This is a genomic window from Yoonia sp. SS1-5 (assembly GCF_038443705.2).
GTDB classification, from domain to species: Bacteria; Pseudomonadota; Alphaproteobacteria; order Rhodobacterales; family Rhodobacteraceae; genus Yoonia; species Yoonia rhodophyticola.
In genome coordinates, this window is the sequence record NZ_CP151767.2 from 3,703,647 (window position 1) to 3,727,845 (window position 24,199).

The following is a 24,199-nucleotide window of genomic DNA, read 5'->3' on the forward strand; positions in this document are numbered from 1 at the left end:
GATGTTATGACATATCGGCTTGTGCGTCGATCCGCGCGGATTCCCATGCCAGCATGGCCCGTTTGACCGGAAGGCCCCAATGATACCCGCCTAGCGCGCCTGATTTGCGCAATGCCCGGTGGCAGGGGATCAGCCAACTGACGGGGTTGCGGCCTACGGCCGTACCAACGGCCCTGACGGCCTTGGGGTTGCCGATGGATTGGGCGATCTCTGAATAGGTTGTCACGTGCCCCGATGGGATTGACAGCAGCGCCTCCCACACTTTCAGTTGAAAAGGTGCGCCGATCATGTGCAGTTGCGTTTCGCCCGTCTGGCCGAGCGCGGCCTGCGCCCAGGGGGTCAGGAAACCGGCGTCTTCGACAAAATTTGCTTGCGGCCAGCGCGACTTGAGGTCGGCCATTGCCGGTTCGGGGCCGGATTCCGCGGCAAAGGCCAGCCCGCAGATACCGCGCGCTGTGCCCATGACCAATGCAGGGCCAAACGGGCTTTCGAACCAGCCCCAATGGATTGTCAGATCGGCGCCGTCCCGGGCATAGTCACCGGGGCTCATGGCTTCCCAGCGGACAAAGAGGTCATGCAGACGCCCGCTGCCGGAGAGGCCCACTGCATGGGCCGTGTCCAGCGTGGTGAACCGATCCCGCAGCAGGGCCTTGGCATGGGCCAGTGTCAGATATTGCTGGTATCGCTTTGGTGACACCCCGACCCAGGTTGAAAACAGGCGCTGGAAATGCGCCGGGCTCATGTTCATGTCCGTCGCCAGATCGGCAAGCGTCAGGGGCTGATCGCCCGCCGCGTCAATGGCCGCGATGGCGCGCCGCATGACGTTGTAGTGATATGTGTCTGTCTGTTCCATGTCCCCAAAGCTAGGCTGTGTTGCGTGGCGTGACGACCCGGAAATTGCGTATCCCGGCCTTGCCCCCGCGCCGTCGCGCGGGCATATCGTCCCTATGGCAAAACAGCTTGATTATCATACCATTCGCGAAATTTTCGACCGGTTTCACTATGCCGAACCGGAACCAAAGGGCGAATTGGAGCATGTGAATGTCTACACGCTGGTTGTCGCTGTCGCCTTGTCCGCGCAGGCAACCGATGCCGGGGTCAACAAGGCCACGCGCGCGCTGTTCAAAATCGCGGACACCCCGCAAAAGATGCTGGATCTGGGCCTCGACGGGCTGACCGAGCATATCAAGACGATCGGCCTGTTTCGCCAGAAGGCCAAGAATGTCATCAGGATGAGCCAGATTCTGGTGGATCAGTTTGATGGCGAGGTCCCGAATTCGCGCGCCGCGCTGCAATCACTTCCCGGTGTGGGCCGCAAGACTGCAAATGTCGTGCTGAACATGTGGTGGCAACAGCCCGCCCAGGCGGTGGATACGCATATTTTCCGGATCGGCAACCGGACTGGCATTTGCCCAGGCAAGGATGTGGACGCGGTCGAGCGCGCGATTGAGGATCATATTCCCGCTGACTATCAACTTCACGCGCATCACTGGCTGATCCTGCATGGCCGTTATGTCTGTGTGGCCCGGAAACCCAAATGCGCGGCCTGTCTGATCCGCGATCTATGTATGTTTGAGGATAAAAACCTATGACCAATTTCAATGTGATCGGGATCGGCAACGCCATTGTCGATGTGATCAGCCATGGCGAAGATACATTTCTGGATCACATGGGGATTGAGAAGGGCATCATGCAACTGGTCGAGCGTGACCGGGCAGAGGTGCTGTATGCCGCGATGAAAGATCGTGTCGAAACTCCGGGTGGATCCGTGGCCAACACCATTGCCGGGCTTGGCACCTTGGGGCTGTCGACAGCCTTTATCGGCAAGGTAAAGGACGACGCCCTGGGCCGGTTCTATGCCAAAGGGATGGAGGATGCCGGAACCGCGTTTCCCAATCCCCCATCGCAAACCGCCCAGGCCCCCACATCGCGATCAATGATTTTCGTCTCCCCCGATGGTGAGCGGTCGATGAACACCTATCTTGGCGCGGGTGCCGATCTTGGGTCCGCCGATGTTCCTGCTGGTTTGTTTGATGCCGGTGGTATCCTGTTTCTGGAAGGGTATCTGTTCGACAAGGATGACGGCAAAACCGCCTTTGCCGAAGCATCCCGTCTGATGCATGCCGCTGGCGGTAAGTCGGGGATCACATTGTCAGACCCGTTCTGCGCCGACCGTCACCGTGCCGATTTTCAGCGCCTCATCACCGAGGAGATGGATTTCGTCATCGGGAACGAGGCGGAATGGACCACCTTGTATCAGACCAAAGACCTTGACGCCGCGCTCGATCAGGCAAGTGCGGTGTGCGAAACGGTTGTGTGCACCCGGTCGGGCGATCCCGTGCAGTTGCGGCGCGGCGCCGAGCGGACCGAAGTCCCTGTCACCCGGGTTGTTCCTGTTGATGCGACCGGTGCCGGCGATCAGTTTGCTGCCGGGTTTCTTTATGGATACGCGAGGGGCCAGTCCTTAGAGATTTCGGGAAGAATGGGCGTGATCGCAGCTGCCGAGGTTATTGGTCATGTTGGCCCGCGCCCCAAGGCCGATCTGAAAACCCTGTTCAAGGATGCGGGACTGATCTGAACCAAAGCCGGTCCAGCGCGTCAATTGCCGCGGGATCGAACCGGTCTTCTTCCTTCCAGTATTTTCCGGACGGGACGTAGTAGTTTAGCGCGTCTTCGCGGGCCAGGGCGGTGGCGACGATCCCTGCGTCTGGCGCGATTGGCTGCACATCTGCAAGGGTGTCAGGTTGCGCGCGCGGAAAGACCAAACGGCTTTCGTCGCGCGAAAGATTGACCATGGCGCAACCCTGTCGCGCGGCGAGTGCCATCAGCCGGGCGGATTTCGCCTCGAGATGACGCAGGCTGATATCGGCGCGCAGCGGGTCTGCCGCGCCTTTCCCGTAGAAATGGGTCTTACTGCTGCCGGCATAGACCATGTCACACCCGAAAAGCGCGATGACCCGTGGCTTCAACGCCGCCAGCGCCCAGTATGATGCGGTGAATGCCATGGTCCCGCCGGCATAGACGAAGCCGCCAAAGCTGTTTTGCAGCGGCACGTAATCGGCGGCACGAATGATCCGCTGGTCTGGTTCGATTTGATCCGGTTGCCGGTCGGTTGGGAAATCATCTGGGTATATCAGATCGTCCCAGTCAGGGCGCACGGCCCAGGCGTTGTTGATGGCAACAATGCGATCAAAAGGCGCGCGCGGCCAATTGCGGCATGTCACCACATTGGGCCCGCTGCCAAGGATCAGGACGATAGACATGATGAAGGACTTTTTGCTGCGATACGGGTGAGGAGTTAACGCGATTGGCCAAACAGTCGAGCATGGCGGCTGTTTTTTGCGTCGTCTGCCCGGCTATTGGCGAAGTTTCGCGTGGACCTCGTCGAGATCAATGTCGCCCACAGGCATCTTGTTGCCCGGGTTCTGGGCGTCATATTTGAACAATTGAAAGTCCTTCTTGTAGATCTCGTAGACCAGATGCATCGACAGGTCGTCGAAATAGTCTTCGACCGGATGGGCGCGTTTGGGGCCGTGCCCTTCGCTTTCATTAAAGCGCGGTATCGCGGCCAGATCGACGGGGTGGGCTGTTTCAATGCCGTTCAGGACATCCTGCATCCCGTCGTTGAACTGCTCTGTCCAGAAGATCTTGTCGTAGCGGCCGCCGTTGACGATGAAGGTCGAGATATGCCCTGACATGGCCGACCAATGAATATCAGGCTCCATCGGGCGCCGCCATCTGATCGTGTCGCGGGCAAAAAGCAAAAAGCGCCGGAAACTCTTGATCTGATCGAATGCAAACCCTGTTTCAGGATCGCCGACCTCAATCCCGTATTTCTGGATCAGAAGCGGGACGAGATTGCCGCGATAGCGTTTGCCGTTGCGTTGGATGCCACAGATCTTGTCGAAAAAGGACGACAGAATGCGGGTGTAAGGATTGCGCACGCATGTAAACGCATAGCTGCCGTGGCTTTGGACGTTGCGGGTGATCAGCGGCTTGCTGTCCTCCATCGCCCATTTGTGCAGGCCCTGCTTGGCATCGTGGATGTCGCCATCAAAAAACTGCCCGTGATCGGAATAGTACATGATCTGACCGATGGTCGAACACGCACATTTCGGCACCACGCGGTACACCACGCTTTCGCTTTGTGTCATCCATGTACCCGGGAAACTCATACTTTGCCTTGCCTTTGCCGCCTGAAACCGGTTTTCAACCTTATCCTCGCACTAAAGAGCAAAGAAACCCTGTCTATTCAACGTCTGTTCACGTTATGACGGGAAAACAGCTATACGATCCGGGACGCGACACAAGACATATGGCAAGAATTGCATTCATTCTACTATGCCACAAAAACCCTGACGCGGTGGTTCAGCAAGCCAAGCAGTTGACCGCGGCAGGTGACTATATCGCGATCCATTTTGATGCGTCCGCACCGGCGGATGCGTTTGCGACGATCCGGACAGCCCTGGCCGGCAACCCGAATGTCGTCTTCGCGCCGCGCCGCGTAAGATGTGGCTGGGGACAATGGAGCCTGGTGCAAGCCACTTTGAATGCGCTGCAGGCGGCCGTCGATGCGTTTCCGCGCGCCAGTCATTTCTACATGGTGTCAGGCGATTGCATGGCGATCAAATCGGCCAGTTATGCCCATCAGTTTCTTGACGCGCATGACGTCGATTACATCGAAAGTTTCGATTATTTCAACAGCAACTGGATCAAGACCGGCTTTAAGGAAGAACGGCTGATCTACCGGCATCTGTTCAATGAACGGACCCAGAAGTGGTTGTTTTACAAAAGCTTCGAGATGCAAAAGAAGTTGGGGATTACCCGGCAGGTGCCTGCGGACCTGCAGATGATGATTGGCAGTCAATGGTGGTGCCTGCGCCGCCGCACCGTCGAGGCTGTGTTGTCCTTTCTGCGCAACCGCCGCGACGTGATCCGGTTTTTCAAGACCACCTGGATTCCTGATGAGACGTTTTTTCAAACCCTTGTGCGCCATCTGGTGCCCGGGCGCGAAATCGACAACCGGACGCTGACATTTCTGATGTTCAGCGATTACGGGATGCCGGTGACTTTCTACAATGATCACTACGATCTGCTGTTGGGCCAGGACGGCCTGTTTGCGCGCAAGATCAGCCCCGAGGCGCAGGAACTGCGCGGCAGGCTTGGTGTTCTTTACGCCAGCGAGCGGACCGATTTTGTCATCTCGAACGAAGGGCGCAATCTGTTTGCCTTTCTGACCGGGCGCGGCCGTATTGGCCGCCGCTTTGCCCCAAGGTTCTGGGAAGAAGGCACGTCATTGGGCCGGGATCGCGAATTGCTGATCGTGTCCTGCAAAAAGTGGCACGTGGCCAAGCGACTGGTGGATGCCATCCGGCGGCACACCAATGTGCCCGCCCTGGACTATCTGTTTGACGAGGCCGACACGCCGATGCCTGATCTGGGTGGATTGGAAAAGACATTGGACAAACGCGCCCGTCATCGGCGCGCCGTGATCCGTATGCTGTTTGATCATTTTGAAAGTGATCGTCTGGTGATTTGTCTGGATACAGCGCGCATTGATTTGATGCATGACTTTTTCACGGACAAATCGCTGACCCGCTTGTTGGAGATCGAGTGCAGCTTTGACGATGATTATCTGATAGGCCACGCCCGCCGGATCGGGTTGGTCGGGGATCAGACCAGTGATGAGACCATTGCCCGATTGCTGCCAACCATCCGCCACGACATGGTGCATCAACGTGACGTGATCCGCGACGCAGAATTTCCCGGCACCCAGCGGCTGCGCGAAAAAGCGGATGTCGCAGAGAACGCCCATGCGCTGTCGCAGTTTCTTGGTGTGACCCCGGATGTGGCCGCCAAACTGGCCGAAACCCCCTATCTTTTTGTCGATTGAGGTCCAGAACATGCAGTACGACTATGATGATCAGAATATCTTTGCCAAGATTTTGCGCGGCGAAATTCCAAACACGACCGTATTCGAGAATGACCACGCGCTGGCATTCAATGATATCAATCCGCACGCGCCAGTGCATGTGCTGGTGATCCCCAAAGGCGCTTATGTCAGTCTGGATCATTTTGCCCGGGATGCCAGTGCGGCCGAACAGGTCGGGTTCCTGCAGGCGGTGGCAGAGGTCTGCCGGATCTGCGATGTCGAGGAAGGGTTTCGCGCGATCTCGAACACGCGCACGCATGGGGTGCAGGATGTGCCGCATTATCACATGCATATTATCGGGGGCAGGCAATTGGGCCGCATGCTGCCAAATTGAGCGCTGACGCGCACATGATTTTTTGGTCGTCCAGCCGCGGTTCGCAGGCTGGTCAGCCGCCTTTGGACGTCAGGGCCAGAAAGACATCTTCGAGATCGGCCTCGCGCGTTTTGACGTCCTGAATGGTGATATTGGCGCCGCGCAGCAGGTCGAGTACCGCATCCGCGCTGGTCTGCCCGCTTTGATAGGTAAAGCTAAGCGTGCCGTCATCATGCTTTTTGCCGGTGATTGCGGCGGGGAGGTCCGGCAACTGGCTGTCTTGCGCTGGCGTGATCACAAGCGTTTTGCTATCGAGCCGCCCGAGCAGATTTGCGGTACTGTCCCTGATGATCACTTCACCATGGTTGATGATGGCGATGTCGTCACACATCTCTTCGGCCTCTTCGAGATAGTGTGTTGTCAGGATGATGGTCATCCCTTCATCGTTCAGCCGTCGCACATTCTGCCACAGCAGATTGCGCAGCGCGATGTCCACCCCCGCAGTTGGTTCATCCAGCACCAGAATTTGCGGGGAATGCACCAGCGCCTTGCCCAAAAGCAGTCTGCGCCGCATCCCGCCCGATAGCGACCTTGCATAGGCGTTGGCCTTGTCTGTCAGGCCGATCAGCTCGAGAATTTCCGCCGTGCGCCGCTGTGACCGCGGGACCCCGTAAAGCCCCGCCTGTACGTCGAGCGATCCGGCTGGTGTGAAAAACGGGTCCAGATGTGGTTCCTGTGGCATGATCCCGATGGCGGCCCGGGATTGCCGTGGGTTCCTGTCCTGATCAAACCCCCAGATTTTCACCGACCCCGCCGATTTGACCACAAGCCCGGCCAGAATGTTGATAAGCGTCGACTTGCCCGCCCCGTTTGGCCCCAGCAGACCAAAGACCGATCCGCGCGGGATGTTCAGATCAATGCCTTTCAGCGCCTCTTTGGCCGCTGATTTGCCGGTGGCCGCATAGGTCTTTTTCAGGCCCGATATTTCTATCGCATTGTCTGTCATGCTGGTCTTTCTCTTGGTCGCGGGCTGCGGTATATCCGTGACCGATGTAGAGCGGGAACTGACCCGCGGCAACCAGACAGGTGACTTGATGACGACGCCTCCACCCGAGACCCGGATTGTGCAAGACTGGCGCGTGGCCTGTGATGGCGGCGAGGGTGCCCTGGGCCATCCGCGCGTCTGGCTGACAATTCCGCGAGAGACCGGTTTTGTCGAATGCCCCTATTGCGACGCGAAACTGGTCCATGAAGACATGGCTGACAAAGTCTGATCTGGCAGCCATCCTCGGAACATGGCACAACCTTCCCTGAACCGCGCAAGGGAGGCACCGGATGACCACAAAATTTGGCAAAGGCTGTCATCTGCACCTGATTGACGGGTCCGCCTTTATTTTCCGCGCCTATCACGCGCTGCCCCCGCTGACCCGCAAATCTGACGGGCTTCCGGTTGGGGCCGTCAGTGGTTTCGTCAACATGTTGCAACGCTATGTCGAGGGCAATACCGGCCCCGATGCTGCAACCCATGTTGCGGTGATTTTTGACAAGGGCAGCCACACGTTCCGCAACGATCTTTATGATCAGTACAAGGCCAATCGCGAGGCGATGCCCGAAGATTTGCGCCCGCAGATTCCGCTGACCCGGACGGCCACCAAGGCGTTCAACATCGCCTGCGAAGAGATCGAAGGGTTCGAGGCGGATGATATCATCGCAACCTTGTCCCATCAGGCCCGCGATGCCGGTGGGCGCGTGACCATCGTGTCCTCTGACAAGGACCTGATGCAGTTGGTCGGTGATGGGGTTGAAATGCTTGATCCCATGAAAAACAAGCGTATTGACCGCGACGGGGTGGCCGAAAAATTCGGTGTTGGCCCCGACCGTGTGGTTGATGTGCAAGCGCTAGCCGGGGATTCGGTGGATAACGTGCCAGGCGCCCCGGGGATCGGGATCAAGACCGCCGCGCTGCTGATCAATGAATATGGTGATCTGGAAAGTCTTCTGGATCGTGCGGGTGAGATTAAGCAGCCCAAGCGCCGCCAAACCCTGATTGATCACCGCGCCCAAATCGAATTGTCCAAGACCCTTGTGCAACTGGATTGCGCGATGGACCTTCCCTTTGGCTTGGATGATCTTGAGATACGCGATGCGGATCCTGACGTCTTGATGGGTTTTCTGGCCGAAATGGAGTTTCGCACGGTCACCAAACGGATCGCCGAAAAACTGGGTGTCGCGCCGCCGGTCATCGAAGCTGCACCGGTGGCCGAGGTCGCTGCCCCGGAAGCCGTGCCATTTGATCCCGAAAAATATGAATGTGTTGCTGATGCCGCTGCGTTGGATGTCTGGATCACCCGGATCAGGGAACGCGGCTATGTGGCGATAGACACAGAGACCACAGGCCTGAACGAGATGATTGCCGATCTGGTGGGCATCTCGCTTTGCGTCGAGCCGGGGCAGGCCTGCTATATCCCGTTGACGCATAAGGCCGCATCATCGGACGATCTGTTCGGGTCCGACGATATTGCGGCCGGTCAGATGGATTTCGAGACCTGTCTGGCGATGCTCAAGCCGGTTTTGCAGGATCCTGCGATCCTGAAAATCGGGCAGAACATGAAATATGATGCCAAGATTTTTGCCCGGCTTGATATCGCCGTCGCCCCAATTGATGACACGATGCTAATGTCCTACGCGATGAATGCGGGCCTGCATAATCACGGGATGGATACGCTGTCTGACCGGTATCTGGCGCATACCCCCATCCCGATCAAGCCGCTGCTTGGCACGGGTAAGTCAGCCATCACCTTTGATCGGGTGCCGATTGAAAAGGCGGTCGCTTATGCGGCCGAGGATGCGGATATTACCTTGCGTCTTTGGCAGCAGTTCAAGCCGCAATTGCATGTCAAACGGGTGACCACGGTCTATGAGACCCTTGAACGGCCGCTTGTCCCGGTGCTTGCCCAGATGGAACGTCATGGCATCAAGGTTGATCGCGATACGCTGTCACGCATGTCCAATGCCTTTGCCCAAAAAATGGCGGGTCTTGAGGCCGAACTGCACGAGATGGCCGAACGCCCCTTTAACGTACAGTCGCCCGCGCAGGTGGGTGAGATCATGTTTGATCAGATGGGCTTTGAGGGTGGCAAGAAAACCAAGACCGGGCAGTGGTCAACACCTGCGGATGTTTTGGAAGATCTGGCGACAGAGCATGATTTCCCCGCCCGCGTGCTGGATTATCGGCAACTGCAGAAGCTGAAATCAACCTATACGGACGCATTGCAGGAACATATAAATGCTGAAACCGGCCGTGTGCATACCTCGTATTCCATTGCGGGCGCCAATACCGGACGGCTTGCATCGACCGATCCGAACCTGCAGAACATCCCGATCCGGACCGAAGAGGGGCGGCGCATTCGCGAGGCCTTTGTCGCCGAACCTGGCAAAGTCATTGTTGCACTGGATTACAGCCAGATCGAGCTGCGCATTCTGGCCCATATCGCCGGGATTGATGCGCTGAAACAGGCGTTCCTTGACGGGATCGACATTCACGCGATGACCGCGTCCGAGATGTTTGACGTGCCACTGGACGAGATGACCCCAGAGGTCCGCCGCCAGGCCAAGGCGATCAATTTCGGCGTCATTTACGGCATTTCCGGGTTTGGTCTGGCGCGTAATCTGCGCATTCCCCGGGGCGAGGCGCAGGGGTTTATCGACCGCTATTTCGAACGCTTCCCGGGCATCCGCAAATATATGGATGATACGGTCGGCTTTGCCAAAGAACATGGCTATGTGCAGACGCTGTTCGGGCGCAAGATCAACACGCCCGAGATCAATGCCAAAGGGCCACATGCCGGATTTGCGAAACGTGCAGCAATCAACGCACCCATTCAGGGCACGGCAGCGGATGTGATCAGGCGGGCCATGGTCCGGATGCCTGCGGCGATTGACACGCTTCCGGCCAAGATGTTGCTACAGGTCCATGACGAATTGATCTTTGAAGTGGAGGCGGCAGCCGTTGATGACCTGATCGGTATCGCGCGCGATGTCATGGAAAACGCAAGTGATCCTGCCGTGAAACTTGATGTGAAGCTGGCCGTTGATGCAGGGCAGGGGGCAAACTGGGCCGAGGCGCATTAATGCCGGCATTCAGCCTTTCAGACGCAACAGAATGCTTTGGTATCATCCTCGGAACAGAGCGTTTTGCAGCGTGCCTGACTTTCTATCGCGATACGCTGGGCCTGCCGGTCTGGTACGAAAAAGAGGCGCTTGTCTGTCTGCGGTTTGGTGCTGGCTATCTGATGATCGAAACAGGTGGCATGGCGCGCGACGGGCGCAAACCCAATCGCGAGAACCCCACGATGTTGCGTTTCAATGTGGACGATGTGGATCAGGCCGCCGACGCCTTGATTGCGCGCGGGGTGGACGTGACCGTGCGCGTGTTTGATTGGGGGAAAGTCGGGACCTTTCATGACCCCGACGGGAACGCCTGCGAACTCAAGAACGCAGACGATCCATTCTTTCAACTGTAACTTTCGGCATGTGTGGGAAGACCCGAGGTATCCGGCCTTCCCTGCAAGCTTTAGTTAACCGATTTCGCCTCGACCAGGTTCGCATCGGTCTTGCCGGCTGCCGAAATCTCGATCCGGCGCGGTTTCAGCGCCTCAGGCACTTCGCGGACAAGGTCGATGTGCAGCATGCCGTTTTCATGGCTGGCCTCGGTCACGCGGACATGATCGGCCAGGTGGAAACGGCGCTCGAACGCCCGCGTGGCGATGCCGCGATGCAGGTATTTGCGGTCCGCATCGTCATCAGCCTTGCGGGCCGTCACATGCAGTGACCGGTCCTTGACCTCGATGGCGAGGTCATCATCAGCGAAACCGGCGACGGCAATCGAGATGCGCCAGGCGTCATCATCGGTTTTTTCAATATTGTATGGGGGGTAGCTGTTTTGGCCGACGTCACTGGCCAGCGCCCGATCCATCAGATCGGCAATCTGGTCAAAGCCAACGGTGGCACGGTAAAGCGGTGTAAGATCAAAACTACGCATATTTGGTCATCCTCTATCAAGCGATAACAGTGTTTTGCCTTCCCGAATGGGACAGGCGTCTGGTTGCCGGGGCCCTTCATGGCACCCCGGTATTGCCAATGTGGGAAGGACAAACCGGGGTTTCAAGACCCCCTGCGCAGTCAGTTGGATCGGACGAATTTCGCGCCGGTATCGTTGCGCTCGCCGGTGGTGATCAGCCGTTGTGTGCCGCCGGGGCGGGCGGGCCCGAAGGCTGCGAAATGCGACAAAAGGGTTGTTAGCGGCCCGTTCAGCGAGGTGCCCAAGGACACTTTTTCCCCATCAACCTGCGCCATGGCCGAGACAACCGACGCGATCCGCGTTTCACCATCGCGGATCACAAAAACAGGCGCCCCGCTGGACCCGAATTCAACATCGCAGGTCATTACAATGACCCCGGTTTGCCGGCCCAGCACGGTGCAGACCTCCTGCAGGCTGGCAGCCTCTTCACGGCCACGGCCATAGGATACAACGCCAACTTCGTCACCCGTCAGGGGCCGCTCGGCGATCTGATATGGTTTTACCCGCGTTGTCCGGATGGCTTGCGACAATTCCAGAACGGCGATGTCCTTGGCTACCCCGGCAGGGTCAGTTGCGGTGTCATCGTGAATGTAGTCGGGATGGGCGACGGCGCGAATGATGCGCCGCGTTGCCTCGGCCCTGCCATCGCGCAGCCCGGCCCGAAACTCGAACCGATCAGTGCTGATCAGGCTTCCATCGCGTTCATAAAGACAATGGGCCGCTGTCAGGATCAGCCGTTCGCGGATCAAGGCGGCGGTGCAAAAGCCTTTGCCGCGGATGTCCAGACGCCCCACGCCTTCCCAGCCGCGGCTGTCCTGCCGCGTTTGCAGCGTGACCAAATCAGAGGATTCCTGCGCGGCCAGCTGCGCGGCGCCGAAAACCCAAAAAACAACTAAAAGTAGAAACTGCCGCATCGCCTGACCTTATTCGCTCGGCTTACGATGCGAAAGAGATACGGCAGCATTATGACGTCAACGTAGCATTGGTACCGCAGGGGCGGGATTATCTTGCGCCAATAACGCGGGCGGCTGCGGCCCGCCTGTCGCCCAATCCAGCAGTTCGACCGTGTGCACAATCGGCACATCGGTCGCGCCGCCGATCTGCATCATGCAGCCAACGTTGCCGGCAGCAATGATATCGGGGGTCAAAGCCTCAAGCGTCTGAACCTTGCGCGTCTTGAGTTGTTTGGAAATCTCGGGCTGCATCAGGTTATAGGTCCCTGCCGACCCGCAGCACAGATGGCTATCTGCCGGTTCCAGCACTGTGAACCCCGCACGTTTGAGCAGATCTTTCGGGAACGTCTTGATCTGTTGGCCATGTTGCAGTGAGCAGGCGGCATGATATGCGACTTTCGTGTCGTTGTTGTCGCCTTCGGGCAAGTCCAGCTTCATCAGGATTTCAGACACATCCATCGCAATGGCCGACACGCGCGCCGCATCTTCGGCCAGTGGATCATTGCGGAACATATGCCCGTAATCCTTGACCGTCGTGCCGCAGCCGGAGGTATTGATGACGATGGCATCAAGGCCACCGTTGTCGATTTCCTTGGCCCATGCCCTGATGTTTTTGGCGGCGGTCGCGTGGCTTTGGTCTTCCTTGCCCATGTGATGGGTCAGCGCGCCGCAGCAACCGGCGCCTTCGGCTACCACAACCTCGGCCCCGAGCCGCGTCAGCAGCCGGATTGTGGCGTCATTGATATCGGTGTTCAGCGCTTTTTGCGCGCAGCCTGTCATCAGGGCAACGCGCATTTTCTTGTCTTGCGCGGGAAATGTCTGCGGGTCGTCATTGCGGCTGACCGGGGGGATCGTCTTAGGGGCCATTTCCAACATTGCCCGCAGCCGCGCGTCGGGCATGAACCGCGCAAAGGGACGCCCAATCTTGGCCCCCAGCAAGGCGACCCGGAACCGCATCGGGTAGGGCAGAATGCGGGCAAGCATCCACCGCAGCGCCCTGTCCGACCACGGCCGGTCATAGTTCTTTTCGATATAGGCGCGGGCGTGATCGACGAGATGCATGTAATGCACGCCCGAAGGGCAGGTCGTCATGCAGGCCAGGCAGGACAGGCAGCGGTCAATATGTTTGACCGTCCTTTCATCGGGCACATGCTCGTTCTCGAGCATATCCTTGATCAGGTAAATCCGCCCGCGCGGGCTGTCCAACTCATCACCCAGGACCTGATAGGTGGGACAGGTGGCGGTGCAAAAGCCGCAATGCACACATCTGCGCAAAATCTCGTTGGCGCGCTGGGTGCCGGGATCAGTAAGCTGTTCGGGGGTGAAAGTTGTTTGCATTAGGTCATCATCCCCAGATTAAGTATGCCGCGCGGGTCGAATTTGGACCGCAGGCCTGCAGTGATCGCGGCCAGCGGTGCGGGTTCTGGTTGGAAGGTGGGGGCATCGGTTTTGCCCCGGATCAGGGTCGCGTGGCCGTCGAAATCGCCCATCCGTGCGCGCAGATCGCCGCCCTCGCTGAGCGCCCAGATCAGCCCGCCGCCCCAGTCGTATTGCACGGCCTTTGCGCCCATTTTGCCCGCCAGCGCCTCGGCGTCAGAGGGTTTGACTGATATCCGCCAGACATCGCCGGGTTGGCCGGCAAAGGCGGTCACATCGCGGATGGCGGCCCAGGTTGCCGCGACTGTTTTGGCGTCATGATCGCTGTTTGCCGTCCCAAATTTTGACAACAGCTTTGTCACCTGTTCCGCGCGGTAGGCCACTGAACTTGCGAAACCTTCCAGGCGGAATTGGGTTTTTCCAGCAATTGGATCATGCGCCACGCCTGTGACCTCAAACGGGGAGGAAAGTGCGGCCGACATCGCGCTGATGGCTGTTGCATCGTCCAGCCCATCAAGGGTCAATGTCGCTTGCGCCTCGACCCCGGGCAGCACCTTGAGCGAGACCTCAGTCAGCACACCAAGCGTGCCGTAAGACCCCGTCATGAGTTTGACCAGATCATAGCCGGTCACGTTTTTCATCACCCGCCCGCCGTTTTTGATGATCGTGCCAGCACCGTCGACAAAGCGGACGCCCAGCATGAAATCGCGACATGCGCCGACGGATATGCGGCGGGGGCCAGAGACGTTACCAGCGACCACACCACCAATGGTTGGCGTGCCTTCGGTGCCCAATAACGCGCGGTGGTCCATAGGTTCAAACGCAAGGCGTTGGTTCTGTTTGGCCAGCGTTTTTTCAATCTCTGCCACCGGGGTGCCCGCATGCGCGACAAGCGTCAAAGCGCCTGGTTCATGCAGTGTGATTCCGCTGATCTTGGCCGTGCTCAGCGTCGCCCCTTCGTTGGTCCCAATCGGGCGGGTGCCGCCGCCTATGATATGCATTGGGCTATCAGCGCTCGCGATGATCGCCGCAAGCTCGGCTTCGTTTTTGGGTGTCATTTGAATGCCTTATGCTGCCCGACGTGATTGTGACGTATCAAGCGGAAAGACCTTGGCCGCGTTTAGTAGCCATTTGGGGTCAAACACATCCTTGATCGCCATCTGTGCTTCCAGGTCCGCCGGATCAAACTGCACATTCATCAGATCGCGTTTTTCGATGCCGACGCCATGTTCGCCGGTCAGGCAACCACCAACCTCGACACAAAGCTTGAGGATTTCGGCCCCGAATTCTTCGCAGGTTTCCAGATCGCCGGGTTTGTTGGCGTCAAACAGGATCAACGGGTGCATGTTGCCGTCACCTGCATGAAACACGTTACCCACATCCAGACCGAATTCCTTTGACATTTCACCAATGCGCTTCAACACGAAAGGCAGAGAGGAAACGGGGATCGTGCCGTCCAGGCACATGTAATCGTTGATTTGGCCCATCGCCCCAAACGCAGATTTGCGGCCCAGCCAGATGCGCCCGGCTTCTTCGGCATCCTTCGCTTCGCGCAGTTCGACCGGGTTATGTTTGCGCGCGATTTCCATGATGAGCGCCAGCTGGTCGTCAATCTCTTGTTCTGAGCCTTCGACCTCTACTATCAGCAGTGCTTCGCACATCGGATAGCCCGCTTTGGCGAAATTCTCGGTCGCTTCGATGCAGGGGCGGTCCATGAATTCGATGGCGACGGGTAGGACGCCTGCCTTGATGATGTCGGTCACAACCTGGCCGGCCACTTCGGAACTGTCATAGCCCATCAGCACGGGCCGCGCGCCTTCGGGTTTGTGCAGGATGCGCAATGTGGCCTCGGTCACAACGCCCAACTGCCCTTCAGAGCCGCAGATCAGCCCCAGCAGATCAAGCCCGCCTGCGTCCAGATGCGCCCCGCCGATATCAACAATCTGACCGTCCATGGTGACCATTTTGACGCCCATGAGATTGTTGGTCGTGACCCCATATTTGAGGCAATGCGCGCCACCGGAGTTCATGGCGATATTCCCTGCGATGGCGCAGGCCAATTGGCTGGACGGGTCAGGGGCGTAGAAAAACCCTTCTGTTTCAACGGCCCCGGTCACTGACAGGTTCGTGCGCCCGGTCTGGACCCGGATGTAGCGGTCGTCGTAATTGGTTTCCAAAACCGCGTTCATCTTGGCCACGCCAAGGATGACACTGTCGGCCGTAGGCAGCGCGCCACCGGCCAGCGATGTGCCCGCACCACGGGGCACGACAGGCACGTTCAGTTCGTGACAAATCTTTAGCACCGCCGCCACTTCGTCCGTGTTTGCCGGCAGGACGGCACACATTGGTGGGCAGCGATAGGCGGTCAGCCCGTCACATTCATAGGCGCGTGTTTCGGCAATATCAGAGATCACGGCATCAGACGGCAGGGCGGCAGAGAGGCGGCTGACAATCAGCGCTTTGCGCGACAGAACATCGGCGTCAGGGGTCGGCATTTCCATGATATATACCTCCGGATCAATGTGATTGGTAAAAATATATTACCAATTTTGAGATATGGCAAGTCTACAAGCAAATGGTTACACAAATCGCATGATCATATTGGACCATCTGAACTTGTTGACTGCTCTGGATTGGATCGCCGCGGGGCTGATTGTCTTGTGCTGGATCGTGATCGGCTTGTGGATTGAACATCCGGGCCTCAAGCGGCCATCGGTCACAGTTCTGATGTCGGACCGGCGCCGGGACTGGATGCGCGTTTTTGTTGGTCGCGATCCGCGCATCTTTGACAGCCAGATCCTGACCAGCCTGCGTCAGGGGACGTCCTTTTTCGCATCAACCTGCCTGCTTGCGATTGGCGGGGTTCTGGCGCTTGTGGGCAATACAGAGCCGTTGCGCGGCCTGTCGGCAGAAGTGACACAAATGCCCGTGCCTGTTCTTGTCTGGCAGTTGAAGCTGGGCCTTGTGGCGCTGTTTCTGACCAATGCATTCCTGAAATTTGTCTGGGCCAACCGCGTGTTCGGCTATTGCGCGGTTCTGATGGCATCCGTGCCCAATGATCCGGCCGACCCGGTTGCGTTTCCGCGGGCTGCCCAGGCGGCGGAATTGAATATTCGTGCGGCCATCAACTTTAACAGGGGGCTGCGTTCGATGTATTTCGCGTTGGGGGCGCTGGCATGGTTGATCGGACCATATGCCTTGTTCGCATCCACGCTGACGGTGTTCTGGGTTTTGTGGTCACGCGAATTTGCATCCGTCCCGCGCAGTATTCTGCTAGAAGAGGCATCATGAAATATTTTGCATTGTTCACGCTGCTTGCAGCGCCTGTTTTTGCCGATGAGCCCGTTGTCGAGGCCGTCACAATCGAAGGTGACCGGGTCAGTGTGACCCTGTCGCACCCGGATACCGGCTGGGATCACTATGCCGATGGATGGGAAGTGCTGGATGCGGATGGCAACAGTCTGGGGATTCGCGAGCTTGCCCATCCCCATGTGAACGAACAGCCATTCACCCGTTCACTTGGCGGGGTGCAGATTCCCGCCGGGGCGACATCGGTTTTTGTACGCGCCCGCTGCAATGTCGATGGCTGGTCGGACACTCTGTTCGAGGTCAGCCTGTCACAATAGCGTCGATGGTCGTCTCGGTCGCGCCGCCTAGATATTGAACCTTGACGGGCGGAACGTGGTGTTCACCAGATCGTTTTCGGGGTCCAGCACAAGCGGACGCCGGATGCCGGGCAGGGCGCAGACATCGTAAATCTCGGATGCAGGCCCGTCGATTGTCAGATGGTGGACCCGCACACCGCGATCCAGATCAATGATCGAGACCTGACAGAGCGGGTCCTCGCCTGCATCGGCCAACCGCCGGTTCAGGGGGGTGGCATCATTTCCCTCGAACACGCCTGCGCGCCTTGGTTTGGAGCTGCCAACAATCGCGAAGTTCTTCCAGAACGAAACCCCACGGGTAAACCCCGGGACCTCGCAGATGGTCTTGTAGGTTCCGGTCTCAACATCGACAGAGCCGAATTCCCCACGCCCGCTATTGGCCAGATAGAGCGTGTCGCGATGCATCTGCGGCGAGTGGGGCATATGCAGCCCGTCGCAAATGATCTGATCGGTTTGCACGTCAATCACCAGACCGGTGGCCTGATCCCGGGGCAGGTCGCGCCATCCGTTGACCGTGTTGGTCTGGGCAAAGCAGGTGGCATATTTCGGATGCCCCCGATGAAGGGCCAGGCAATTCAGGTGGCATCGGTCACCATATTCAAGCCCGTCAATAAAGGGCGGTTTCCAGACCGGCTCGAAACTCCACTTTTCATGCAGTTTTCCGATGCAGTTGAAATTGCAGGAGACAAAGAAAACGCCTTCATGGGACACCCGCACATCATGCAGGTTCACCATACCGGTGGTGGTCGCCCCCATCGGCACAAACACCGCGTCATTCCCTTGTGCGCTTTGCCCGGCACCCAGAAAATTCTCGAACCGCCAGACCTGATTATGCGATGCCATCCACAACGTATCGCCATGCAGGCTGATCCCCATCGCGCGCGGGAATGTCGCGTCGCAGAATTGCAGCTGTTCCATGTCGTTGACCCCGACCATGAACAATTTGCCCACATTGTAGGTATTGAACGCGATCGAAAGCTTGTTTTCGGCAAGCCATTTCTTGAAGCCGGATGAAGGCGTCAGCCCGATTGTCCTGCGTTCGACGTCTTTTGACGTGGGCGCGCGCAGGTCAAATTCGGCAATGTTTGTTTTTGAGTCGCTCATATCAAGATGTTAGGGCATCTTGTGCGGACAGGGTATCACTAGCTGTGCTTTATGGGCGAATGGCACCGGCCTCTGTAGCGAATGGGACAATAGCGCGATGCAAGACACACCAGACCAAGGCGGAATGATCGCGGTCTCACCTCTTTACCCCAACGATGATGTCATCAAGATCGTGGGCGAGGTCTGCTTTTTATGTTTTCATTCGACATTGTACCGGCATTGGTCAATGCGCGACATTGGCCGTGTTTTCGAGCCGCCGGTATACCTCAAGCAGTTTCATCTCTACCGCGCCCGCAACGTGGCGCGGGGGCTGGTCACTTGGGCGAAACTTGATGCCGCCGCAGAGGCCAAGCACATGTCCGGCGCAGGTCTTGACGATTTTGAAGAGTGGCGGTCAGGCGATCAATTCTGGATCATGGACTTGATGGCGCCCTGGGGCCATGGCCGGACTATCATCAAAAGCATATTGGCGACGTTCCCGGCAAATGACTTCAAGACCCTGCGTGTTCACAACGGAAAGCGGGCTGTCATGCACTGGACCCGGGCATCAGCGTCATCCCCATGGCGCCTGCACCGAAGCGCGTTGTCATAATCATGCCTGTTTTTCTTGGCAAAACCCGTGTAATGCATAGTCAACGCATCAATACGATCAAGAGTAAGCGACCATGGTAAGTTTGTCCGGCCCAACCACCGCCACCATCAGCGAAGACATCGATGGTGCCGGCACTGAAACGATCAGCGGCGTTGTCGCGAATAACGAACCCGGTGCCTTTGCGTGGCTTGCGGGTGGGTATACGGTTGTTGACGGCGTTGGTGCGGGCAACGGTACATTGACGATTGTCCAGAACACCGCGGATGGCGAAGGCGGCTATACTTGGACCTACACATTCGACTCGGATGATCCGTTTCTGGACGATCTGGATGATGGCGAAACACTGACACTCGATTTTACAATTCGGGTGACGGACGTCTCTTACACGCCGGGCGGCGGAAGCACGGTCAACGGCACGCAGGTCGTCGACACCCATACCGTCACCATCACGATCAATGGCCGCAACGAGGTCTGCTTTACGCCGGGCACCGAGATCATGACCCCAAGCGGGCCGGTATTGATCGAAAACCTGCGGGTAGGTGATATGGTTCTGACCCGGGACAATGGCGCAAAACCGATCCGATGGATTGCGTCGGCCAAGGTGGGTCACGCTTACCGGCGCGGGAACGACAATCTGGAACCCATCATGATCGCGGCTGGTGCGATATCGCCGGGCGTCCCTGCGAAAGACCTTGTCGTCTCGCCGCAGCACCGGGTGCTTTTGACGGGGCAGCATTGCGACCTTCTTTTTGGGGAACAGGCGATCCTTGCCAGCGCAAAGAACTTGTTGAACGGCGACACCATCCGCCATTGCGGTGACGCCTTTGCCGATCTCGAATATTGGCACATGATGTTCGATGATCACGAGATCGTCTTTGCCAATGGGTGCCCGACGGAAAGTCTCTATTTTGGCGATGTGGCGACGAACACATTGCCGGCTGCGCAATTGGCCGAACTACGTCATCTGTTTGGCAATGACCATGCGACCACAAAGCTGGCGTTTCCGGAACTCAAGGCGCATGAGGCTGCAGTACTGATGGCGTCGCCATCCGTGGCCAAACACTAAACGCGCGTAACTTTCTGCGGCGGCGCGACGCGTTTGGCGCCGCAAATATGCGGCCGTGGCCTCTCCCGTTTGCATGCAACTTGCCCTGGAAAATTGAGGCCGTTTTGCCAGTTGTGCAGTCTTGATGGAATTTAAATTTCACATTACGAAAAGGGAGTCCTGTAAAATGAAATAGGCCTGCGACACGACGCTGCTGGATTTTTGAGAGGGGTTCAAAGCATGTCTCACGTTAGCAATACATCTGTTGAGGAGCCGGCCGGGCAATCGCGCGAGTGGAATTTCCACCCCAAGCTGCCCATCGACATGTCACCTGTGTTTGACCTGCCGCCCAAACCAAAGGCGGCGCTGGCCTGGTTGCTTGGGACATGGACGAAACTGACCCCACCGGTGAACCACCTGGCTTTTGCCTTGATCGCGTTTTTCTTCTTTTGGCCTGCGATGGAAACGATGCAGACCTTTGACTGGCGGTGGGTCGGGCAGATTTTTGCGGTGAACTTCGGGTCCGTGGTTATCCTGGCGGGGGCCTTGCATCTCTACCTCTATGTGTTTGCAGGCCAGAAAATGCGGCTGAAATTTGACGTCCGTCCGATGGAAAAAAGCTCGCGTTTTACCTTTGGGCATCAGACCTGGGACAATATTTTCTGGGCGCTGGCCTCGGGCGTTCCGATCTGGACCGCATGGACCGTTTTGTACTTTTACGTCGCCGCAAACGGCTGGGTACCAACGCTTGACGGCTTCTCGACATCACCGGTCTGGTTTGTGCTGATGTTCTTCGTCATCCGTTTTTGGCAGTCGTTCCACTTTTACTGGATACACCGGCTGATCCACATGCCGTGGCTGTTCAAGAATGTGCATCACCTCCACCATCGTAACGTCAATGTTGGGCCGTGGTCGGGACTGGCCATGCACCCGATTGAACACTGGTTTTACTATTCGGGTATCCTGATCCACTTTGTCCTGCCATCGCATCCTGTTCATGTCCTGTTTCACCTGTTTGCCCTGAACCTCGGCGCGATTATCTCGCATGCTGGGTTCGACAAACTGCTGATCCGCGATGCCGAGGCGATCAAGGCCGGGTCATTCCATCACCAACTGCATCACCGTTACTTCGAATGTAACTACGGGTCCGAAGAAATTCCGCTGGATCGCTGGTTTGGGAGTTTTCATGACGGAACGCAGGCCGCGACCAAACGCATCCGCGCCCGCAAGAAACTGATTTTCGCGCGTAAATAAGCCCATAGGACAGAACAGACATGAAACATATCTTCACGTATGGCGGCCAGTACGCGCAGCGCCATCTGACTGTCGGCTGCCTGCTCAAGAACAAGGCAGACGGCAAGCGGATGACCCAGGTCACCGCATTCGACGCAGAGGAGGCGGCGGCCGCTGCGGCCCAGAACATCGACACGCTGACCATTGATTGCGGGATGATCGAACCGATCAGGGCCGCAACCCCCCATATCTTTATCACCGCGGCGCAATATATGCGCCAATACGTGACCGAGGATGAGGCGTTGGGCGGTGCGATCGACACGATGGCGAAAGGTGCTGATGCTATCTATTCCCCAAGGGGGCTGACAACCATTGAACGCATCGCGCGCGAGGGGATCAGCGTGCAGGGTCACACCGGTCTGTTTCCCGCCCGGGCCACCCAGTTCGGCGGCTAGCGGACCGTCGGAAAGACCGCTGATGAGGCCCTTGCCCTGCTGCAGGATTTCCGCCGCCTGGAAGAGGCCGGCGCCTATTGCGCCGAGGTCGAATGCGTTGCCGAAGATGCCCTGGCTGCAATCAAGCCGCACACCAACCTGCTGCTGGTGACGATTGGCGCAGGTTCGTCCGGGGACATCATTCTGTCCTATATGTCGGATTTGTGCGGTGACACCCCGAACGCCCCGCGACATGCCAAGGCCTTCGGCGATGTGGGCAGTATTCGCAAACAGCTGGCCGCCGAACGTGACAAGGCACTTGCGGGATATCGCGGGGCTGTGATGGATGGCTCGTTCCCGGATGCGGCCACGTCAATTTCAATGTCGAAGGGCGAATTGGAAAAGCTGGCAGAAGGCCTCGATAAATTGCGGCCGGTACATCAGTAGGGGGACAAAATGACTCTGATCAATGTCAAGGTCGCCAAGGTTACGCGCGAGGCGGATGGCATCAAATCCTTTACGCTTGCCAAACCCGGCCTGTTCAAGCTGCCCGCCTACGAGCCTGGCGCGCATATTGATGTGCATTGCGGCGAAGGTATCATTCGTCAGTATTCCTTGTGCGGCGACCCCGCTGACCGTCGCAAGTTCATGATCGCCGTCAAACAGGGGGATCCATCGCGCGGGGGATCTGATCTGATGCATCTGGCGGTGAAGGAAGGCGACAGGCTAGAGATAGGCAGCCCGCGCAACAACTTCCCCCTCGACGAAGACGCGCCCCACACTGTGCTGCTTGCCGCCGGGATCGGGATTACACCGATTATCGCGATGGCCGATCGTCTACATGCCTTGGGTAAGTCCTTTGCCCTGCATTACTTCTCGCGCGCCACAGGGCATACTGCCTTCCGCGCCAGGCTTGCCGATGGCGCTTACGCGGAACATGTCCACTTTTACGAAGGTCTGGAAAGGGCACAGACGGGCAACCGATTGCGCGAAATCCTCGCCACGCCTGTTGCCGGTGGTCAGGTCTATATGTGTGGCCCCGGCCCGTTCATGGATGCGGCCGAAGCGCTGGCATTGGAAAACTGGCCAGCCGATGCGGTCAACCTGGAACGTTTTGCGGCCAATCCGGCCTTGGCAGGCGCCCCGACACATGCGTTTGAGGTGGAACTGGCCCGCACGGGTGTCTCGCTCCAGGTCGGTGCCGATGAGACAATCCTGGACGTGCTGGACGCCAACGGAATTGATGCGGCATTCTCGTGCGAGCAGGGGGTTTGCGGCACCTGTGTGACAGATGTGATCGCGGGTACGCTGGATCACCGCGACAGTTTTTTGTCCGACAAACAACGCGCGGCTGGCAAACAGATGTGTCTATGTGTGTCGCGCGCAAACGGTGACAAGCTCGTTCTGGACTTGTGAACGACATTGCCGCGACCGCTGCAGTTTTGGCCACGCCCGCGTGTTACCCCGCATGGAAGTGAATGGCGGCTTCATGACCCGCAGATTGCAGCACAAGTGGCTCACAATGATGATTGTAAGCCTCAGTAAAACATGGGCTATACTCAAATTACTGGAGTTCTCAGGTCAACAAGTTTGAGTGGAGGCGAGTACCGGAATCGAACCGGTCTACACGGATTTGCAATCCGCTGCATAACCTACCTGCCCACTCGCCGCTGGGGCGCAGATATACCATGGTCGGGGGCTGCGCAAGAGACGTGCCGCATTCGATCAGCCGTTGCTGTGCCGCCCCTTCTGTGGCATGACAAAGCAAGATCACCGAACAAAAAGAGTTTCCCCCGTGAGCGACTATGAAACCCGCCGCACAATGATGGTCGATACGCAAGTGCGCCCATCTGATGTCACGAAATTCCCTATCATCGACGCGATGCTGGACATCCCGCGCGAGGCATTTGTCCCGACTGGCCTGCGTGAGGCTGCCTATGTGGGCGAAAATCTGGACATTGGCGGCGGTCGTACCCTGCTTGAGCCGCGCACATTGGCAAAAATGCTTGAGGCGCTGGATATCCAGCCGCAGCATGTGGCGTTGGATGTGGGATGCGGTCTGGGCTATTCGACAGCTATTCTGGCGCGTTTGTGCGATTTCGTTGTGGGCCTTGAAGATGACGAGGAACGTGCGGAAGAGGCCCAGCAGTTGCTGTCAGAGCATGGTTTTGACAACGCCGCCGTTATGGCCGGCACGTTGACTGAGGGTGCGGCTAAGTCCGGACCCTATGACGCGATACTGGTCCAAGGGGCCGTTGAGACGGTCCCCGATGCGCTGTGTGATCAGTTGCGCGATGGTGGCCGGATTGCCTGCGTCTTTGCCGAAGGGGCGCTTGGCGTGGTCCGGATTGGCCACAAACATGATGGGACGATCAACTGGCGATTTGCGTTTAATGCCGGCGCGCCGGTGTTGCCGGGTTTCCACAAACAGGATGCATTCGTGCTTTAAAGCTGGTCATTTCGCCCAGCTA

Annotated in this window: 24 protein-coding genes, 1 tRNA gene and 1 pseudogene; 15 read left to right on the forward strand and 11 right to left on the reverse strand. The window is 57.9% G+C overall.

Features of this window, described 5'->3' with window-relative positions; all coding sequences use genetic code 11:
• Positions 1-4 precede the first annotated feature (4 nt).
• Positions 5-853: a bifunctional helix-turn-helix domain-containing protein/methylated-DNA--[protein]-cysteine S-methyltransferase gene (locus AABB31_RS19765; RefSeq protein ID WP_342076523.1), complete on the reverse strand. Its 849-nt coding sequence runs from the start codon at positions 851-853 to the stop codon at positions 5-7.
• A gap of 94 nt (positions 854-947) precedes the next feature.
• Between AABB31_RS19765 and nth the strand changes: the two genes are divergently transcribed.
• Together nth and AABB31_RS19775 are read left to right on the forward strand one after the other, a co-directional pair.
• The gene (gene nth / locus AABB31_RS19770) at positions 948-1,592 is read left to right on the forward strand and encodes an endonuclease III (protein WP_342076522.1); all 645 of its coding nucleotides are present in this window, start codon (positions 948-950) and stop codon (positions 1,590-1,592) included.
• Entirely contained in the window at positions 1,589-2,578 is a 990-nt protein-coding gene (locus AABB31_RS19775; protein WP_342076521.1) for an adenosine kinase, read from the forward strand. The genes nth and AABB31_RS19775 overlap by 4 nt, the downstream gene beginning before the upstream one ends.
• Here the strand turns inward: AABB31_RS19775 and AABB31_RS19780 are convergent.
• Both AABB31_RS19780 and AABB31_RS19785 read right to left on the reverse strand, forming a co-directional pair.
• Positions 2,556-3,263: a hypothetical protein gene (locus AABB31_RS19780; RefSeq protein ID WP_342076520.1), complete on the reverse strand. Its 708-nt coding sequence runs from the start codon at positions 3,261-3,263 to the stop codon at positions 2,556-2,558. The two genes, AABB31_RS19775 and AABB31_RS19780, sit on opposite strands and share 23 nt — an antisense overlap.
• A 93-nt stretch (positions 3,264-3,356) precedes the next feature.
• Positions 3,357-4,175, reverse strand: coding sequence for a sulfotransferase family protein (locus tag AABB31_RS19785; protein ID WP_342076519.1), 819 nt, complete (start codon positions 4,173-4,175; stop codon positions 3,357-3,359).
• Positions 4,176-4,315: 140 nt separating this feature from the next.
• Between AABB31_RS19785 and AABB31_RS19790 the strand changes: the two genes are divergently transcribed.
• Complete coding sequence (locus AABB31_RS19790) at positions 4,316-5,893, forward strand: DUF5928 domain-containing protein (RefSeq protein WP_342076518.1); 1,578 nt, start codon at positions 4,316-4,318, stop codon at positions 5,891-5,893.
• Positions 5,894-5,903: 10 nt separating this feature from the next.
• Positions 5,904-6,266: an HIT domain-containing protein gene (locus AABB31_RS19795; protein ID WP_342076517.1), complete on the forward strand. Its 363-nt coding sequence runs from the start codon at positions 5,904-5,906 to the stop codon at positions 6,264-6,266.
• Positions 6,267-6,318: 52 nt separating this feature from the next.
• Here AABB31_RS19795 and AABB31_RS19800 read toward each other — a convergent pair whose 3' ends face one another.
• Entirely contained in the window at positions 6,319-7,251 is a 933-nt protein-coding gene (locus AABB31_RS19800; RefSeq protein ID WP_342076516.1) for an ABC transporter ATP-binding protein, read from the reverse strand.
• Between the two features lie 88 nt (positions 7,252-7,339).
• On the opposite strand from AABB31_RS19800, the gene AABB31_RS19805 reads away from it, so the two are divergent.
• The 3 genes from AABB31_RS19805 (at position 7,340) to AABB31_RS19815 (ending at position 10,768) form a co-directional block, all read left to right on the forward strand.
• Entirely contained in the window at positions 7,340-7,519 is a 180-nt protein-coding gene (locus AABB31_RS19805) for a zinc-finger domain-containing protein (protein ID WP_342078934.1), read from the forward strand.
• Between the two features lie 61 nt (positions 7,520-7,580).
• The gene (gene polA, locus AABB31_RS19810; RefSeq protein WP_373635198.1) at positions 7,581-10,376 is read left to right on the forward strand and encodes a DNA polymerase I; all 2,796 of its coding nucleotides are present in this window, start codon (positions 7,581-7,583) and stop codon (positions 10,374-10,376) included.
• Positions 10,376-10,768, forward strand: a complete 393-nt coding sequence (locus AABB31_RS19815) for a VOC family protein (protein ID WP_342076515.1) — start codon at positions 10,376-10,378, stop codon at positions 10,766-10,768. Before polA ends, AABB31_RS19815 begins: the two co-directional genes overlap by 1 nt.
• A 50-nt stretch (positions 10,769-10,818) precedes the next feature.
• Here AABB31_RS19815 and AABB31_RS19820 read toward each other — a convergent pair whose 3' ends face one another.
• From AABB31_RS19820 to AABB31_RS19840, 5 genes are all read right to left on the reverse strand, one after another.
• The gene (locus AABB31_RS19820) at positions 10,819-11,286 is read right to left on the reverse strand and encodes an Hsp20 family protein (RefSeq protein ID WP_342076514.1); all 468 of its coding nucleotides are present in this window, start codon (positions 11,284-11,286) and stop codon (positions 10,819-10,821) included.
• A 140-nt stretch (positions 11,287-11,426) separates the two neighbouring features.
• The gene (locus AABB31_RS19825) at positions 11,427-12,239 is read right to left on the reverse strand and encodes a trypsin-like serine protease (RefSeq protein WP_342076513.1); all 813 of its coding nucleotides are present in this window, start codon (positions 12,237-12,239) and stop codon (positions 11,427-11,429) included.
• Between the two features lie 57 nt (positions 12,240-12,296).
• Positions 12,297-13,616, reverse strand: a complete 1,320-nt coding sequence (gene glcF / locus AABB31_RS19830) for a glycolate oxidase subunit GlcF (protein ID WP_342076512.1) — start codon at positions 13,614-13,616, stop codon at positions 12,297-12,299.
• Positions 13,616-14,713 carry an FAD-binding protein gene (locus AABB31_RS19835; protein ID WP_342076511.1) on the reverse strand — a complete coding sequence of 366 codons (1,098 nt, stop codon included), beginning with the start codon at positions 14,711-14,713 and terminating at the stop codon, positions 13,616-13,618. The genes glcF and AABB31_RS19835 overlap by 1 nt, the downstream gene beginning before the upstream one ends.
• Before the next feature lie 9 nt (positions 14,714-14,722).
• The gene (locus AABB31_RS19840; protein ID WP_342076510.1) at positions 14,723-16,156 is read right to left on the reverse strand and encodes an FAD-linked oxidase C-terminal domain-containing protein; all 1,434 of its coding nucleotides are present in this window, start codon (positions 16,154-16,156) and stop codon (positions 14,723-14,725) included.
• Positions 16,157-16,247: 91 nt separating this feature from the next.
• Between AABB31_RS19840 and AABB31_RS19845 the strand changes: the two genes are divergently transcribed.
• Complete coding sequence (locus tag AABB31_RS19845) at positions 16,248-16,946, forward strand: DUF599 domain-containing protein (RefSeq protein ID WP_342076509.1); 699 nt, start codon at positions 16,248-16,250, stop codon at positions 16,944-16,946.
• Positions 16,943-17,281: a hypothetical protein gene (locus AABB31_RS19850; RefSeq protein ID WP_342076508.1), complete on the forward strand. Its 339-nt coding sequence runs from the start codon at positions 16,943-16,945 to the stop codon at positions 17,279-17,281. Before AABB31_RS19845 ends, AABB31_RS19850 begins: the two co-directional genes overlap by 4 nt.
• Positions 17,282-17,308: 27 nt before the next feature.
• Here AABB31_RS19850 and AABB31_RS19855 read toward each other — a convergent pair whose 3' ends face one another.
• On the reverse strand, positions 17,309-18,424 hold the full coding sequence (locus AABB31_RS19855; protein WP_373635203.1) for a TIGR03032 family protein: 1,116 nt from the start codon (positions 18,422-18,424) through the stop codon (positions 17,309-17,311).
• A 97-nt stretch (positions 18,425-18,521) separates the two neighbouring features.
• On the opposite strand from AABB31_RS19855, the gene AABB31_RS19860 reads away from it, so the two are divergent.
• From AABB31_RS19860 to AABB31_RS19880, 5 genes and pseudogenes are all read left to right on the forward strand, one after another.
• Positions 18,522-19,016: a toxin-activating lysine-acyltransferase gene (locus AABB31_RS19860; RefSeq protein ID WP_342076505.1), complete on the forward strand. Its 495-nt coding sequence runs from the start codon at positions 18,522-18,524 to the stop codon at positions 19,014-19,016.
• A gap of 73 nt (positions 19,017-19,089) precedes the next feature.
• The gene (locus tag AABB31_RS19865; protein WP_342076504.1) at positions 19,090-20,082 is read left to right on the forward strand and encodes a Hint domain-containing protein; all 993 of its coding nucleotides are present in this window, start codon (positions 19,090-19,092) and stop codon (positions 20,080-20,082) included.
• 219 nt (positions 20,083-20,301) lie between these two features.
• Positions 20,302-21,315 (forward strand): sterol desaturase family protein, encoded by a 1,014-nt coding sequence (locus AABB31_RS19870; protein ID WP_342076503.1) that lies wholly within the window; start codon positions 20,302-20,304, stop codon positions 21,313-21,315.
• Between the two features lie 194 nt (positions 21,316-21,509).
• Positions 21,510-22,175: pseudogene (locus tag AABB31_RS19875) on the forward strand (3-methyl-2-oxobutanoate hydroxymethyltransferase).
• Between the two features lie 9 nt (positions 22,176-22,184).
• The gene (locus tag AABB31_RS19880) at positions 22,185-23,144 is read left to right on the forward strand and encodes a 2Fe-2S iron-sulfur cluster-binding protein (protein ID WP_373635205.1); all 960 of its coding nucleotides are present in this window, start codon (positions 22,185-22,187) and stop codon (positions 23,142-23,144) included.
• 179 nt (positions 23,145-23,323) lie between these two features.
• On the opposite strand, the gene AABB31_RS19885 is transcribed toward AABB31_RS19880, so the two are convergent.
• Positions 23,324-23,397: transfer RNA gene (locus AABB31_RS19885), tRNA-Cys, on the reverse strand.
• Between the two features lie 153 nt (positions 23,398-23,550).
• On the opposite strand from AABB31_RS19885, the gene AABB31_RS19890 reads away from it, so the two are divergent.
• The gene (locus tag AABB31_RS19890; protein ID WP_342078933.1) at positions 23,551-24,177 is read left to right on the forward strand and encodes a protein-L-isoaspartate O-methyltransferase; all 627 of its coding nucleotides are present in this window, start codon (positions 23,551-23,553) and stop codon (positions 24,175-24,177) included.
• Positions 24,178-24,199 lie beyond the last annotated feature (22 nt).